10 protein-coding genes are annotated in these 14,863 nt (G+C 34.9%); 4 read left to right on the top strand and 6 right to left on the bottom strand.

Annotation, left to right across the window (positions count from 1 at the left end):
• Positions 1 to 251 precede the first annotated feature (251 nt).
• Positions 252 to 1,361, bottom strand: a complete 1,110-nt coding sequence (gene queG / locus MWH30_RS02805; RefSeq protein WP_248662529.1) for a tRNA epoxyqueuosine(34) reductase QueG — start codon at positions 1,359 to 1,361, stop codon at positions 252 to 254.
• Positions 1,362 to 1,400: 39 nt separating this feature from the next.
• A complete protein-coding gene (locus MWH30_RS02800; protein WP_248662528.1) occupies positions 1,401 to 1,709 on the bottom strand; it encodes a hypothetical protein in 309 nt (102 codons plus the stop codon).
• A 590-nt stretch (positions 1,710 to 2,299) separates the two neighbouring features.
• On the opposite strand from MWH30_RS02800, the gene MWH30_RS02795 reads away from it, so the two are divergent.
• Together MWH30_RS02795 and MWH30_RS02790 are read left to right on the top strand one after the other, a co-directional pair.
• The gene (locus MWH30_RS02795; protein WP_248662527.1) at positions 2,300 to 2,893 is read left to right on the top strand and encodes a hypothetical protein; all 594 of its coding nucleotides are present in this window, start codon (positions 2,300 to 2,302) and stop codon (positions 2,891 to 2,893) included.
• A 50-nt stretch (positions 2,894 to 2,943) separates the two neighbouring features.
• Positions 2,944 to 3,477, top strand: coding sequence for a hypothetical protein (locus tag MWH30_RS02790; protein ID WP_248662526.1), 534 nt, complete (start codon positions 2,944 to 2,946; stop codon positions 3,475 to 3,477).
• Positions 3,478 to 3,589: 112 nt separating this feature from the next.
• Here the strand turns inward: MWH30_RS02790 and MWH30_RS02785 are convergent, their stop codons facing one another.
• On the bottom strand, positions 3,590 to 7,756 hold the full coding sequence (locus tag MWH30_RS02785) for a DUF445 family protein (RefSeq protein ID WP_248662525.1): 4,167 nt from the start codon (positions 7,754 to 7,756) through the stop codon (positions 3,590 to 3,592).
• Between the two features lie 174 nt (positions 7,757 to 7,930).
• On the opposite strand from MWH30_RS02785, the gene MWH30_RS02780 reads away from it, so the two are divergent.
• The gene (locus tag MWH30_RS02780) at positions 7,931 to 8,707 is read left to right on the top strand and encodes a ParA family protein (RefSeq protein WP_248662524.1); all 777 of its coding nucleotides are present in this window, start codon (positions 7,931 to 7,933) and stop codon (positions 8,705 to 8,707) included.
• A gap of 311 nt (positions 8,708 to 9,018) precedes the next feature.
• Here the strand turns inward: MWH30_RS02780 and MWH30_RS02775 are convergent, their stop codons facing one another.
• The gene (locus MWH30_RS02775) at positions 9,019 to 11,412 is read right to left on the bottom strand and encodes a Lon protease family protein (RefSeq protein WP_248662523.1); all 2,394 of its coding nucleotides are present in this window, start codon (positions 11,410 to 11,412) and stop codon (positions 9,019 to 9,021) included.
• A gap of 111 nt (positions 11,413 to 11,523) precedes the next feature.
• On the bottom strand, positions 11,524 to 12,345 hold the full coding sequence (locus MWH30_RS02770; RefSeq protein WP_248662522.1) for a hypothetical protein: 822 nt from the start codon (positions 12,343 to 12,345) through the stop codon (positions 11,524 to 11,526).
• 694 nt (positions 12,346 to 13,039) lie between these two features.
• On the opposite strand from MWH30_RS02770, the gene MWH30_RS02765 reads away from it, so the two are divergent.
• Positions 13,040 to 13,846, top strand: a complete 807-nt coding sequence (locus MWH30_RS02765; protein WP_248662521.1) for a DUF1638 domain-containing protein — start codon at positions 13,040 to 13,042, stop codon at positions 13,844 to 13,846.
• 70 nt (positions 13,847 to 13,916) lie between these two features.
• On the opposite strand, the gene MWH30_RS02760 is transcribed toward MWH30_RS02765, so the two are convergent.
• The gene (locus MWH30_RS02760; protein ID WP_248662520.1) at positions 13,917 to 14,573 is read right to left on the bottom strand and encodes a hypothetical protein; all 657 of its coding nucleotides are present in this window, start codon (positions 14,571 to 14,573) and stop codon (positions 13,917 to 13,919) included.
• Positions 14,574 to 14,863: the final 290 nt, after the last annotated feature.

Raw genomic sequence — 14,863 nt, 5'->3', positions numbered from 1 at the left:
TTTTTTTGTAATCATTTTCACAAAACGGAAATAAAAAATATCACCTCCATCAAAATAAGTTTTGTGATGAAAATAACTTGTTAACTACTTAATATTATTATCTATCTTGATATTAATATCCTCTTTCTGTAAAAAAGTTGTTATCTTTACAATGTTCAGAATTATCTATTTAAGACCCCTCGACATTAACTTATCCCTTATAAAAAGTGTTATCAGTTAATGCTTATAGTCTAAAGTCAAACTTTTAAATATTAACTAAGCCTTTTAATACTTTTCTTTAGTTCCTTTTGTACCTGCTTATCCTTTTCCACTGCTAAGCGTTGTTCTAAAGAATTGACTACCCGAGCAACTCCTAGCTCTCCTAGGGCCCAAGCCACATGTCCTCGTACCACAGCCTGAGGATCATCTAAAGCCTTAGTTAAAATCGGAATAGACCCCTGCTCCTTAAAATTACCCAAGGCTATAGCTGCATTACGCTTAAGTGGCCGCTTTCCTCGCCAATCCATAGCTGTCTCAGCAAACTTTTCTGCAAACTCTTGATTACTTAACTTTAATAAATCTTTCAGCTCAGGATAAGTTTCTAAGTGCTGAAGTTGAAAATCTCTCCCCCGGCTCTCCTTTGCCTGTTGATTATAAGGACAAACCTCCTGACAACTATCACAGCCCCAAACTCTATCCCCCATTTGCCGACGATAGTTTTCTGGTATATAACCCTTACTTAAAGTAAGATAACCCAAACATCTACTAGCATCTAAAGTATAAGCATCCTTTAAAGCACCAGTAGGACAAGCTTCAATGCAACGGCGACAATCTCCACACTTTTCAGCTAAAGGGGCATCAGCTTCTAATTCTAAATTGCTAATTATTCCGCCAATAGAAATCCAAGAACCATACTCTGGATGAATAATACTACAGTTCTTACCCTGCCACCCAAGACCAGCTCTTCTAGCTAAAGCTCGATCTACTGCGGGCCCTGTATCCACAAAACTTTTAACCTCTAAACCCTTAGCTTTACTACTCAAAAACTCCACTAACCTATCCAACTTTTCACCTAAAAGATCATGATAATCTTTAATTCTAGCAAATCTAGCTAACTTTCCTCTAGGCTGGTCATCTAAGTGATTATTTTCTTCAACATAGTAAGAAATAGCACAGACAATTACCGATTTAGCTGTAGCTAATACCTTTTGAGGATCGGTAATTAACTCAAAATCGCGATTAACAAAACGGCTTAAATAACCCCTGCTATCTACTTCCTCTAAAAACTGCTTTAACTCTGGAAAAGAAGCAGCGGTAGTAATTTTCACTTCATCTATACCAATACCTTTAGCATATCTTTTAATCTCTTCAGCTAAGCTCATTATTAGCACCTCTCAACTTGCTTTTCATAAGTAAAAAGTCTATTTTTTAAATCGTTTAAAAATACTTTGCCCATAACTCTTTATTCTACTCCAAATTGAGTTATCTTTTTGAGAGTCTTGATCCCGCTGAGTTAAAAATCTTTTTAACTCCTTTTTTTCTGCTAAATTAAGCTCTCTTTGAATTTCTTTGAAATTCTCAGGAATAAAGTTAATTTCTTCCCATTTATCAATATTAAGTTTTTTAACATTATCATCACTGTGCATAATTATTTTATTCCCATTATCAAATTCATAAATCACTTCATCCTGATTATCTAGTTCCTTTTGATAAACTTTATCTATCTTCATAAAAATCATAAAAACCCCCTTTTCTATAATAAGATTCTATAACTAGCTACACATGAATTCAAAAAAATTCATTTTTCATGTATAAAACTTAGCTAACTGGACACTATAATAAACGAAAGAGGTCAACAGTGGTCGCGAGCAGATCGTTATAGGTTCCAACGGGATCTATAGCGATCGAGCAAAGGCTGTTACAGGTCAGTCAATGATCTGTAATGGCTGGCGCGCAGATCAGTCTAGGCTCTCTAAGAGTCTGCAGTTTAGCCCGAAGAGGCTACTGTAGGCTCGGCAAAGAGTCTAGGTTGATCGAGCTAAGCAGGTGATAGGAGCTGACCGGGTTAATGGTAGTCGAGAGATTATCATTAGTCCCCAGATTTCTTCTATCATCTGCAAGCAAAGGTTACTGTAGGTCTGAACCGGATCTATAGCAGTCGAGAGATTGTTGTAGGTTCCTTAAAGATCTGCAGTAGCCGGAGCCCAGATCACTGTTGGCTTCTTTTGCTTTTGAATAACTTTATTTAATTGTATTTCATTCAAGAATATGATAATATATTATCAATACTAAAGTACAAAAGCAAATAGGAGTGTCTATAATGTCCAAGCTTAAAAAATCAGGATTATTACTTATAATTTTAATTTTAATCTCTTCCTCCGCTATAGCTAATATAGATCTAGAACAGGAAGCGGAAATAACAGACTTTAGAAATGTGAATTGGGAGATGACTCTAGAAGAAGTACTAGAAAATGAAGAAGCTGAACTTTTAGCTGAAGAGAATGAAGTTTTAGTCTATGAAACTGAAGTAGCTGGGCTACCTACTACTCTGATTTACTTCTTTTATGAAAATCAATTAGCTGCTGCAGAATATAGATTTAACAATAATTATACTAATCCTAATAACTATATCGATGACTACAGTAAGTTAGTAAATCTATTATCAGAAAAGTACGGCCCGCCTACAGAGGATAAGACAGTCTGGCATAATAACTTATTCGAAAATGAACCACCTAGCCATGGTTTAGCCATTTCTTTAGGACATTTAGAATTTTGGAGTAAATGGGCTACTAATGACGTAGAAATCACTTCCAGATTAAATGGCAGAAACTATAATATCAATTTTAAAATTTCCTACCAAAGTACCGACTTTGAAAACGCTAGCACAGAAGAAAATTACTTAGATCATCTATAAAATTAGCTCAGTTAAATAATTAAAACCTTTAATTTCAGGGAGGATTAGTTATGTTTAAGACTAAAAAATTCTTATATATATGTATATTATTAATTTTACTATTCACTATTACTGCCTGTTTTAATGGTTCTGAAGAAAAAGAGCCTAAAACAGAATGGAATAAACACTCCCGAAGTAACTTTGCAATAGAACTCCCTTCAACCTGGGAAATAATTCGCGAAAATAACAATGAAATTGCAATCTCTCCAATTGATGATTCCGAAGTAGCTATAGCCCTATTTTTACCTAGAGATGAACCTTATGGCTCTTTAGAAGGAATTAAAAATAATTTTTTAACTATAATCAAAGAAAACTATTTGGAAATAACAATTGAGACTCAAGAAAAAATCATTCTCAACGAAGAAGCAGCTTATGAAGTAGACTTTCAAGGTATAGATTTAAATGCTGGAGAAATGAAAGGGCATTTAATAGTTGCTCAACAAGAAGGTAAACCTTTTGTAATTATATTCATGGCAGCTGAAGATAAATATGAAAAAAGATTAAAAGAAGCTAGAAGGATAGTTACTTCTTTCTCCTTAAAATAGTCACTTATTATCTACAAAATTAATTAAAATAATTGCTGAAACAACTAAAGCTATTCCTCCAAAATTACAAATAAATATGCTTTTCCTTTTATTATGTATTCTCCTTATCTATTTAAAATAATAACATTGCTGACTCAGCAACTAATCCCACTAAACTCCCCATCCAGCCATAAAGTTCTAGTTTCCGAAAGTATTTCTTAGCAAAAGAATTAAATAGTTCTTCAATCTCACTAGGGTCCATATTACTTATCTGTTCTTCGGTAACTTCTCTAATATTAACAGAATTCATTAAAGACAAAAAGTTATTCTCCACTCCATCTAAGCTGCTATTAATTAAAATATCTAAAACAAATTCCTTGGTTTCCAGCTCCAAAATATCATTTATATTTTTAATAATTATAGTTATCAGCTGCTCTAAATTCATCCTCAAATCTTCTCTAAACTGTTGAGTACGCAATAAAGTATCTATAGTCTGCTGTAGGTCACTCTTAAAGTAGTCCAAATTCACCAAACTATCAATTTTCTGTTCCTTGAGCTTATTGAGTAACTGGCTCACTAAAAGCTCCAAACTATCATTGAAGGCCGGAGCAGCTAAAAACTGTTTAACTAGCTGAGATAACTCCTGGCTAGATATGCCTCTTGTCAGCTGGGCTAACGGCAAGCTCAGTAGCTCTTTTTCAAATATATTCTTCAATAGATTACTGATATCTTTTTTTACCAAAGATTCCTTCTGAACTAAGTTATTTGCTAATTCATACTGCAATAACTCCAATTCCTGAGAAAAAATAGCTAACACAGCAAAAATACTATCTACAGAAACAATCTCCAACAGTGACTTAAGCTTTACTTTAAATACTGAATCTAACACTCTATCCACCAGTATTTCTAAGTTGTGAATCAGTTTCGGTTCAATTACTAAACGATCTACAATTTCTCTTATTCCCTCCTGATTTAGATCCAGACCTAATTCTTTCAGCCTAGTTTCAGCAAAGTTATTTAATGATTTATTAAAAATAGCTATTAGCTCTCGTTCTTTATCCTCCACAAATCCCGGTAACTTAGTATCGATAAAGATATCCACTACCTCTTGCATAGAACTGTAGACATCTAAACCTTTAAAGGTTAATTCCTTAAAGGTGCCCTTTAAAAAGCCTCCTAAACCACTACTTTTTTCCTTAGCTAACTCCTGTTTAGCTTCCTGTACGATTAATCTTTTAATCTCTGCTCTATTTTCAGCCAGATAACCTTCACCTTTGGCTAAAATAGCCTTAATTAGATAATCAGATTCCTGGGTTAAACTCTCCATTAATACCCCGTCAAATAGATCACCCAACTTCTGCTCTGGATTTACTTGCTTAAACAGCTTATTTTCAACTAAGTCCAATATTCTCTGTCTAGCTTCAGTTGAGTTAAGTTGCTCAAACAAATAATCTTTAATTCCTATTTTGAAAGCCTGCTTTTGCTTTGCCGAAATCAACTGCTCCAAACTCTGTTCCATTATAATATCAAAGTGTTCTTCCCAGCTACCAATTAGCTTTTTTAATCCCTGCTTATCGTTAAGTAAGTTCAGCAGTTCTGCTATTTTTTCAACTATCTGCTGTTCCATTTCCTCAGCAAAGGCCTCCAAAACTAAATCAGGCAGTATACTTTTTAAAGAAGCAGAACTATTAAGTAAAGATTCTAATTTATCGATTAATACAGCTTCTAGACCGCTCAAAGAAGTATGTAGCTGCTTAGATACTTTACTTTCCCAAAATTTAAAATCAAGCTCTGTTAAGTCATATTTGCTCAATTGAACAGTTAAGTTTTCTACTAAGTACTGCTGATTACTTTCGACAAGCCTTAACAATAGCTTCAAAATTTCCTGGGAAATAAAATCACTATTTGCATTTAAAAAGTCTACAATTAATTGATAATCATCATTAGCAAGAGTTTCTGTTAAGTTGCTTGTTATCAACTGGCGCTTAGTTTTGAATATCTCTTCTACTGCCTCTTTATTTAACAGTTTTTCTTCTACAAAGCAGCTCATAGACTTAGCAAATCTAGGTTTTTGCTTGCTTACTACCCCTGGAGTAAAAGGAATTTGAACTCCTAGTAACCGCTTGGCAGAATAAGGCTTAAATATCATCTTCAGAGCAATTACATTAGTTAAATAACCCACTAATCCATAGGTGAAAAGTGAAAGTGGCAAGCTTAAGCTGTGATTTAGACCTAAATAACTCTGTCCTAGCTCAACTAAAACAGCAGCTACAGTTCCTAAGCCGGCTCCAAAAAGAGTAATTGGCTGCAATTCTTGGCCCATAAAGTTCTCCACCATCTTCTGTAGTTCAGCATCGGGCAGTTTAGATAAATTATCAGCAACTACTTCTTCAATCCTCCCCTCTATTATAGTTCCTAAATTTCTATTTATTAACTCTAACATTATCTCAGTTAAATTTTGAGGAAGATTCTCTTGGCTGCTCAACCAAAAATAAAAAGAACTAATCTCTTTCTGTTCTGCTTTGTTCAAGTATTTCTGTAAATGATAAGTAGATACTTCGCCTAAACTATTAATTAAACTAGCTTCGATGTCTCTGTTTATAAGTTCAGCTAACTTTTTCTTAGTCAATAAATCTTTACTAAACTCTGTAGTCTTAGCTACTAATCGGGCCCGCTCCTCTTTAAGCACTCTCCAACTTCTCTGTTGAGCAAACTCTGTGTAATTATTTAAAGACTCTTCATCTATCAATTCAGCCCAACTATATTTGCCAACAGATAACACCTTAGTTCTTATTTTCTGTTGTAAAATATCAGTAGTATTAGCGGTAAATAAAAAATCATTCTTAAACTTATCAACTAAAAACTCTTTTAACTGCTCCTCAAAATGCTCAAGTAAATCTAGCTCTATAATTTGACCTACTGCCACTGTAAATAAATTATCAAAAACACTCAAATCAGCCTCTTTAAGATAGCGAGCTAAATTTCTCATCAAAACCTTACTCAGCTCTGTTACTTTAAGCAGACCTTTAGCCTCTAAATCGCTTACTATCTCCCCAATCTCCTTTGTGCTGATATAAGCTACCAGCTGCTCTGTTACCTCTTTGCTTAATAATTGAATATCTGTTTCCTCTCTGATTCCCTGAATTATTTTAGCTACTAATCCTTCTTTTTTAGCTAAATTACCGCTATAAACTACCTCATAAAGAATTTTTTTACCTTTTTGCCGGAGCCAGTCCAACAGTTGCGGTGATTCTCCGCTTAAAGCCTCCTTAACAGCTTCATCAATTAAATCCTCTATCTGCAATTGATTACTTTTAATCCAGCTAATTATATCCTCTATAATTCCCGGTAGTTTATTTTCCATAAAGCTCTCTAAATTCTGGCGCAAATCAGTACTGAGCAGTTCTAAAATAGAAAGTTCAATCCCTTTCAATAAGTCCACTACTTCTTCTAAAAAGCTAACTATTAGCTCTCTTCCCTCAGCTGACTGCAAAAACTTAAGCACTCGCTCTAAAAACTGATTAGCTAACTGGGCCGTACTCTCTTTTCCTAAAAGCTCTGCTAAAGACTTTTTCTTCAAGCTACCTTCAACCTGTTTTAAAATATCCTTTATTTCTAACTCTCGATAAAGCCTGTCTATTGTAGAGTCGATTTCAGCTTCAAAGTCCTCTTTCAAATTTAAATGAAAGTCCTCAGTAGCTACCTCAAAATTTTTAGCTAGCTCTTCAAATACCGACTGAGGAATAAAGTCATTTAACTGCTGCTCCTGATTTTCATAATATAAAGCAGTCAACAGCTCTTCAATAATATTGTTCTCCTTTACCACTTCCAAAGCAAAATGAATAAATCTTTCTGCTAAGTGTTCAAGTTGCTCTGCTCCTATTAAGTCCTCAAGTGCTAAATGAGGGGTTATACTTTTTAAAAGCTTAGCTATAAACTCCTCTTGCTCTTCTTCATAAAAAGTAAAAAAGTTACTAAGCGACTGCTCCATCGCCGGAAGTTTAGCCAAAGCAGTATCTTCGGTATTAGCAGCTAAATATTCATTTAAGATATCTTCAATAATTTGGATGAAAACAGTTCTAAATTCTTTTTTCTTTAACTCCTTTTCTATAGTACGATGATTAATTATATCTCTTTCTACCAGTTGGCTAGTATTTTCGGTAAACTCTTTTCGAGTCTCTAAAATTACTCCTCCTAGTGGACCTACTTTCTCAAAAAGCATCTTAATTGCAAAGGTATTAGTGGCATATCCGGTTAAGCCTCCAGCTAAGGCTTTAATTCCTAAGGCAGCTAAGTTCATCGGCTATACTCCTTCCTTCATAACAATATTGATATATAAACTCTTAATCTATACTTCAGTACAAAAGCTAAAATACCTACTAAATCAAAAAAAGTAATTTTAAAAGGAGTTTGATTTTAAATATAGAAATAGAACATTAGCAGTAAATTTATCAGCAAAGGAGGAAAAAGAATTATGAATATAATATCTATTGTCAACCAAATAGGCGGAGTAGCTAAGACTACCACTGCTGTCAATTTAGCCTCTTCATTAGTAGAACTAGGCCAGAAAGTTTTAGTTATCGATATGGATCCGCAAGCCAACCTTGCTAAAAGCTTAGGCTTCAATAAGCAACCTGAAAACACTATTTATGATATCTTAGTTAATAAACTACCTCTAACTAAAGCAATCTACCCCACCAAAGTTGATAATCTCAATATAGTTCCCTCAAATATCAGCCTAGCTACTGCCGAAGTAGAACTAATTGGAGAACTCAGTCGAGAAACATTACTCAAGGAATCGTTAAAAGAAAGTGAAAATTTGGACTATGATTATGTTATTATAGACTGCCATCCTAGCCTGGGCTTACTAACTATTAATGCTCTTGTAGCTTGCAACGACGTAATTATTCCTGTTGAACCTTCTATTTTTGCTAAGAAAAGTTTAGTGGAAGGCTTAGAACAGTTAATGAAGGTAATAGAGTTAATTCGAAAAAGAGTTAATCCGGACTTAAACCTCAAAGGAGCTCTATTAACTAGAGTAGAAAGTAAAAGAGAAGAGGAAAATCTATTTAAGGAAGAACTAGCCGAAACCTTCGGCGATAAGGTATTTAAAACTGCAATTCATAAAACCGTTAAAATACCCGAAGCCCAAACTGAAGAGCTGCCTATTAACTTATTCGATAATACAATTAGAGCAGCTAAAGAATACTTAGTCTTAGCTAAAGAAATTATAGAAATGGATTCCAAATAAGTAATTTGGTTTATAAATAGACTGCTGACTATATAGTCAGCAGTCTAAAACTATCAATAATAAAAGCCCAGCTTAACCGGGCCCTAATTACAGTTCAGCTTTTTTATTATATCTTTAAGCAACCTGCAGGACAGCCTTATTTTGATGGAATAATAAAATTAAATGACTTTACCCTCATTTCAATCCTTGTTTTGATAGAACTCAAAATATTAAGTATAGAATCTGCTGTTAAACCAGAAAATGATAATTATTCCTTACATAAATTACCTTCAATATTTTCCCTGCTAAATCCTGCTTAGAATTTGAATTTATTACTCTTTTTCATTCTCCTGATTTCCTTTAGCAAATTCAGCAGCCTTAGTAGCTAACTCATCCAATCTCTCTCTAATTTGCTGATGTACTTCCTCAGCTTCAGTAGCCAACATAATCTCTATCGCTTCGTCTATCTTCTCTACTGAATAGATATGAAAGTCACCTGCTTCAACAGCCTCCACCACTTCATCCTTTAACATTAAATTATCCTCATTCTGAGCCGGGATTATTACTCCTTGTTCTCCCGTCAGTTTTTTAAGCTTACAGACTTCATAAAAGCCTTCTATTTTTTCATTAACTCCTCCAATCGGTTGAACTTCCCCTTTTTGATTCATTGAACCGGTAATTGCTAATCCTTGTTCAACAGGAAGACCAGAAATAGCGGATAACAAGGCTATCAGTTCAGCACAGGAAGCGCTATCGCCATCAATACCACCATAGTTCTGTTCAAAAGCTAAGGAAGCTGAAAGGCTCAAAGGTCTCTCCTGAGCATACTTACCGCCCAAAAAGCCTGATAAGATCATTACTCCTTTATTATGTATCTTACCGCTCATCTTAACCTCTCTTTCTATATTAATAACTCCTTTTTTACCTACAAAGGTCTGAGCCGTAATCCTAACTGGACGCCCAAAAGAGTACTGTCCCGTTTGATAAACTGCTAAACCATTAATCTGCCCTTCGACCTGCCCAGCTACATCTACTAAGATATTTCCTCTATCGATCATCTCTTGTAACTTTTCTTCTACTAAGTTAGAACGAAGTTCTTTTTCTTGAATTGCTTTAACTACATCTTCCTGCTCAATATACTCTTTATCATCCTCAGCCCAAGCCTCGGATTCAAAAAGCAGCTCCATAATTTCATTAAACTTAGTAGATATCTTAGTTCTATCTCCAGTTAAACGACTACTATACTCTACTATCCTGCCTACAGCCGAACAAGTAAAGTGTCTAATCCCCTCTCGTTGGCTAATCGAAGTTACAAAAGAAGCAAATTTCTGTAGATTCTCCTGATCCCGTTTCATTTCCACATCAAAATCAGCCTTGATCTTAAATAATTTTTTAAAGTCCTCATCATAATGATAAAGCAGTTGATAAATTATCGGATTACCAATCATAATCACCTTTAAATCTAGAGGAATAGCTTCCGGCTTCAAACTAGCAATAGGCACAGTTCGATACTGTTCACCAATATTTTCGACTACCACTTCTTGATTAATCAGCGTTCTTTTTAAGGTTTCCCAAGAAAATATTTTAGTAAATAAGTCCTTAGCTCTCATAATTAGATAGCCACCGTTAGCCTTATGAATAGCTCCCGGCTTAATCATAGTAAAATCAGTAGTGATAGTACCTAGTTCACTCTTGCCTTCAATTTTACCAAAGAGATTATAGTAGCTAGGATTGGATTCACAAACTACCGGTGCTCCTTCAGTATCCTGATTATCAACTAATAAATTAACCTGATAACGAATAAAAAAGGATTCAGGATCTTTCTTTTTCTGCAAAAGAGCCATCTTTTGGGACTGCTCTTCTTTGCGCTGCTTTTTAAACTCACTTAAGTTCTCAATAATATCTTGCTGTACTTCTTGTAAATAATCTAAAATCTGCTCACAATCATAGTACTTATTCTCTAAATTAGCTATAATTGGCTGAATAACCGCTAAAGCTATCTTTTTTTCCTCACTTTCCAACTTTTCTTGAGCCTTAGACTTTAAATTACGAATCTTATTCATTATCTGTTCTAATTCATTCTGAATCTTTTGGCTTTCCTCTTGAATAGCTTTCTTTTTATCTTCAGCTAACTCCTTAAATTCATCCTGATCTATAGGCTCCTCTGCTTCGTTAATAGGAACCGGCAATAATCCGTGGGCCGTATTCTGCAATACAAATCCTCGTTCTTTAATATCTTCTTTAAATTTATTCATTATCTCAGTAGACTGCTGCTGATAATCGTTCATTATCTGCTTCTTCTTTTCTTCATACTCCTCTCCTACAAAAGCTTCCGGAATCTCTGCCCGCAACTCCTTAATTAACTGCTCCATATCCTTCTGTAGATGAACTCCAGTTCCTGCTGGTAACTGTAAGGCCTTTGGTTGCTGAGAATCATTGAAGTTATAAACATAACATAAGTCATCAGGTACCTCCTGAGTCTTAGACTTCTTTTCAGCTAAAGTCTTAGCATAAGTAGTCCGCCCAGTTCCTGTAGCTCCAGAAATAAATACATTATAACCTTCTTGCTCCATTCTCAAGCCTAAATCCATCGCTTTAACAGCTCTATCCTGACCAATTAACTCATCAACAAAGGGATCTATCTCTTCAGTAGTTTCAAAATCAAAACTATCCAGCTGACAATCAGCCTTCAATTGAGTAACTTCTAGCTCTTTTTTTTCTTTCAATTTAATCAACCTCCATTTCTATATAATTCATTTTTAAATTTTAGCTTAGCTTACTTATACTAATACTACAAAAACTATAATCCTCCTTCCCAAATAAATCAAAATTAACCACTAAGCCCAGCGAGTAGCTCTTCGCATTAAGGAAGCTAAAGCTCGCTCAGTACCAGCAGCAAAAATTAACTCTCGCTGATCACTTAATACCCTAGCAATCTGTTTAAAATCATCCTCAGCCAACTTTAAATTTTCAACTTCTACCTGGGCTAAGACATTATTAAAGCGTCTAATTAAGTCCTGGGGCTGTTTTTGACCATAGTAGGTATTAAAATAAAAATTAAGCAAATCCCCTAAACCTAAGCTTTCTTCTACCTGTACCCTTCTTCCCTTGCCAATAGTTACTTCTTCCCCAGCTAAAAACTTCTCCATCTCTCCTCCCGATGAAATATCGAACTGATTATGATAGTCCAATAAAAAAAGTTTAGCTACTGTTGAATCCAAAAAGTCACGATACTCAGCTTTAGCTACTTCCTCTATTACCTCTTCAATCCTATTAATATTCTTTTTTAACTCCTTTAAGTATAATTCCTCAATTATCTGCTTACCCCGCGGACTACTTAAAGCTTCGTTTATCTTTTTAATTTGTTCTTTATTAAGCTTAGCTCCACTCCTTTTAACCTTACTCATTATCTCCCCTAATTCATTTTTAGAAAAACTACCTACAGTTAATAGAATTCGTTTAAAGTTTCTTCTAGCCTCAGTTCGTTGGCTTAAATCCCATTGAATCGGGCCAAAACTATAACCACTCTGGCCTAATTTAGCATGCTGTAATTCATAAGCTCCTTTGCCAGCAAAGAGTTCATTCACCATTAACACCTGATGAAACTTTCTTTCTAATTCAGTCAAGCTATCAGTTTCAATTTCAAACTTTTCACTCATTAAGTCCTCCTCCTTACTACCATCCTATGTAAACTGCTTTAAACTGTTAATTTAAGAAGGAACTTTACTGCCTTTTAAGTAATAATGTTATTATGAGCATTGAGTTAAGCTTAATTGTTATAAAGTTCAAATGATAAAGGACAGAGGATAGAGGATAAATAAGTTCAAGACATTAAAACTTATTTGACACAGCGCCCCGTAGCGACGCCATTATTTTGGCTAGTCATTACTCTGGGAAGTGCCCTTGGGGTGACTAAGTTCTGACAAAAATCTGACAAAACCTTAAAACCTTTAAAATCTGTTGGAGCCACATACCCTGAAACGACGCTAGAACTTTAGCTAGTCATTACTCTGGGGATGCTAATCCTTGAAAAAGTGACGCGAAGTGACACGAAGTTAATACCTTTAGGTGCTAGTACCCTTGTGGTGCGCCCTGAAAGGATATTAATCCTTGAAGAAGCGACGCGGAGCTAGTACCCTTGCGGTGAAGCCCTGGGTTGAATAAAAACTTTTAAATAATTTTTTGAACTTATGTTTTAATGTCTAGTCAGAACTTAGTCAGATTTTAGTCTGTGTCAAACAGATCTTGAACTTTATCTTTTGACCTTAATCTATCCTTTATCATCTATCCTCTGAAACATTAGACCGATATTAATTATTCAACTATCAATAGCTATATAACAGGAGGGTAAAAATGGAAGCGATTATTGCTTGCGAAGTACTATACGAGGAAATATTAACTCTAAGTGCAGATAAAGAAATAAATATTGAGTTCCTACCCCAAGGCATTCACGACTTGCCCAACCAGGAAGAAATGAGAGCCGTAATCCAAGCTAAAATAGACGAATTAGAAGCTCAAAAAAACTATGATTATCTACTTTTAGGTTATGGATTTTGTAGCGGCGGTGTAGAAGGTCTAAGCACTAAAAGAGCCACTTTGGTAATTCCCTTTGTTCACGACTGTATCCCCCTTCTGTTAGGAGATCAAGAAGCTCAGGGAAATATTGAAAATAGCAATACCTTTTATCTCAGCCGAGGTTGGATCGACTGTGGTGGCGATGTCTTTAAAGAGCATCTGTTTTTAACCGATAATACTGAAGTTTGGTTAAACAAATTTTTAGAACATCAACAACAAGAAAATTCAACTAGAGTTAGCTGGCACCAAAAAGAACGCTATCAACACCAAAAAACCTATCCTGAAGAAACGGCTAAGTATATCAGTTTTGAATGCTTAAAGGGTTATCAAAGCATTACTTTAATCGATAATGATAATCTAGCTCCTATTCATCACCAGTATGCTGAAGCAAAATATAACTTTACTGATCAACTATTAAATGAAGAACGAGGAAGCGGAGTAGACTATAAAGTAATTGCTGGAAAGACGGAGCTTCTAGAAAAGCTAATCTGCTTTACTGAATTAAGCACTGCCGAACAGGAAAAGCATTTTTTAATTAGCTCTCCAGGTGAAAAACTGGAGTTTGAAAAGCATATTTGGGAATAAATAAAAAACGGCTGGTCTTTGTTCAACTTTGACCAGCCACTTATCCTGATAACATATTAAATTGTCCTCCTCAACTTGAAATCTCCTCTCTAAAGTTCTCTAAAAAACCTTCCATTTCAAATAGGCTTAACTGACTTCTTAACTCAGTAAATAACTGCTTCAATAAGTTCCGCTCTTGCTGATCAGCTCGCAAGGCTAATTTAGTAGTATCCATAAAACTTTCCCATAGTCTAGCCTCCAGTTCATCATCTTCAGCACTAATAATCCAGTCACTAAGCTGCATAAACTGCTTTTGTTCTGCTACTGTTAAGTTATTAAGTGTACTTAACCAAGCGCGAGTATTATAGTCAGCAGCATATAATCGATTAGCTAAAACAAATAAATATTCATAACTCTGGATATCTTCTGTTGCTAATTTTTTAGCTGTTTTTAAGAAATTAACCGTTTCCTTTTTATCTACATCCTGAGCCAAATCTACCACCAGTTGCTTAAACCCCAGCAAGGCTTCTTCATTACCCAGCTTTTCTAAACGCTGATATAAACTACTGATCTCCTTCCCAATCTCGGAAATAGAAACTTTATCTAAGTATTTTCGGGCTGGACTATCTTCTTGCTCTTCCTTTTCGGTAACATCCTTAACTCTTTCAATCTCACTTAAGGATTCTACTAATAGATTTTCGTAATAGCCACCTACTTCTTCTAGTCTATCGATAGGGATTTTTACCATTATCAAAACACCCCCTTGCTATATACTACTTCGACATTCAGGATATAATTACCTCTCAACAAGTAGCTAAAAATATCACTTTAACCCGAGTTCGACACTTACTAGGTAAACAGACCCCACGCAAACACTTATTATAGCAGTGTTTACGAAGGATTAGAGTACTTTTAAGCATGTTACTAGGTTTTTTCTTTAATATTTGGAAACCTCGAAGGTCTCTCAACCCCTGTCATATTAAGAATCTTAAGCTGTTTATTAGTTAATTCTGTACACTGATAAACCTCTCCAGAATT

The sequence above is a fragment of the Fuchsiella alkaliacetigena genome, from assembly GCF_023227765.1.
Lineage (GTDB): Bacteria > Bacillota > Halanaerobiia > Halobacteroidales > Acetohalobiaceae > Fuchsiella > Fuchsiella alkaliacetigena.
The sequence above is the reverse complement of the archived record's forward strand: the minus strand, read 5'-3'. Positions and strand labels throughout refer to the sequence as shown.

Excerpts from the sequence above, each read along its gene's own strand:
- queG (WP_248662529.1), bottom strand. The coding sequence starts at position 1,361 with ATGAGCTTAGCTGAAGAGATTAAAAGATATGCTAAAGGTATTGGTATA.
- MWH30_RS02800 (WP_248662528.1), bottom strand. The coding sequence starts at position 1,709 with ATGAAGATAGATAAAGTTTATCAAAAGGAACTAGATAATCAGGATGAA.
- MWH30_RS02795 (WP_248662527.1), top strand. The coding sequence starts at position 2,300 with ATGTCCAAGCTTAAAAAATCAGGATTATTACTTATAATTTTAATTTTA.
- MWH30_RS02790 (WP_248662526.1), top strand. The coding sequence starts at position 2,944 with ATGTTTAAGACTAAAAAATTCTTATATATATGTATATTATTAATTTTA.
- MWH30_RS02785 (WP_248662525.1), bottom strand. The coding sequence starts at position 7,756 with ATGAACTTAGCTGCCTTAGGAATTAAAGCCTTAGCTGGAGGCTTAACC.
- MWH30_RS02780 (WP_248662524.1), top strand. The coding sequence starts at position 7,931 with ATGAATATAATATCTATTGTCAACCAAATAGGCGGAGTAGCTAAGACT.
- MWH30_RS02770 (WP_248662522.1), bottom strand. The coding sequence starts at position 12,345 with ATGAGTGAAAAGTTTGAAATTGAAACTGATAGCTTGACTGAATTAGAA.
- MWH30_RS02765 (WP_248662521.1), top strand. The coding sequence starts at position 13,040 with ATGGAAGCGATTATTGCTTGCGAAGTACTATACGAGGAAATATTAACT.
- MWH30_RS02760 (WP_248662520.1), bottom strand. The coding sequence starts at position 14,573 with ATGGTAAAAATCCCTATCGATAGACTAGAAGAAGTAGGTGGCTATTAC.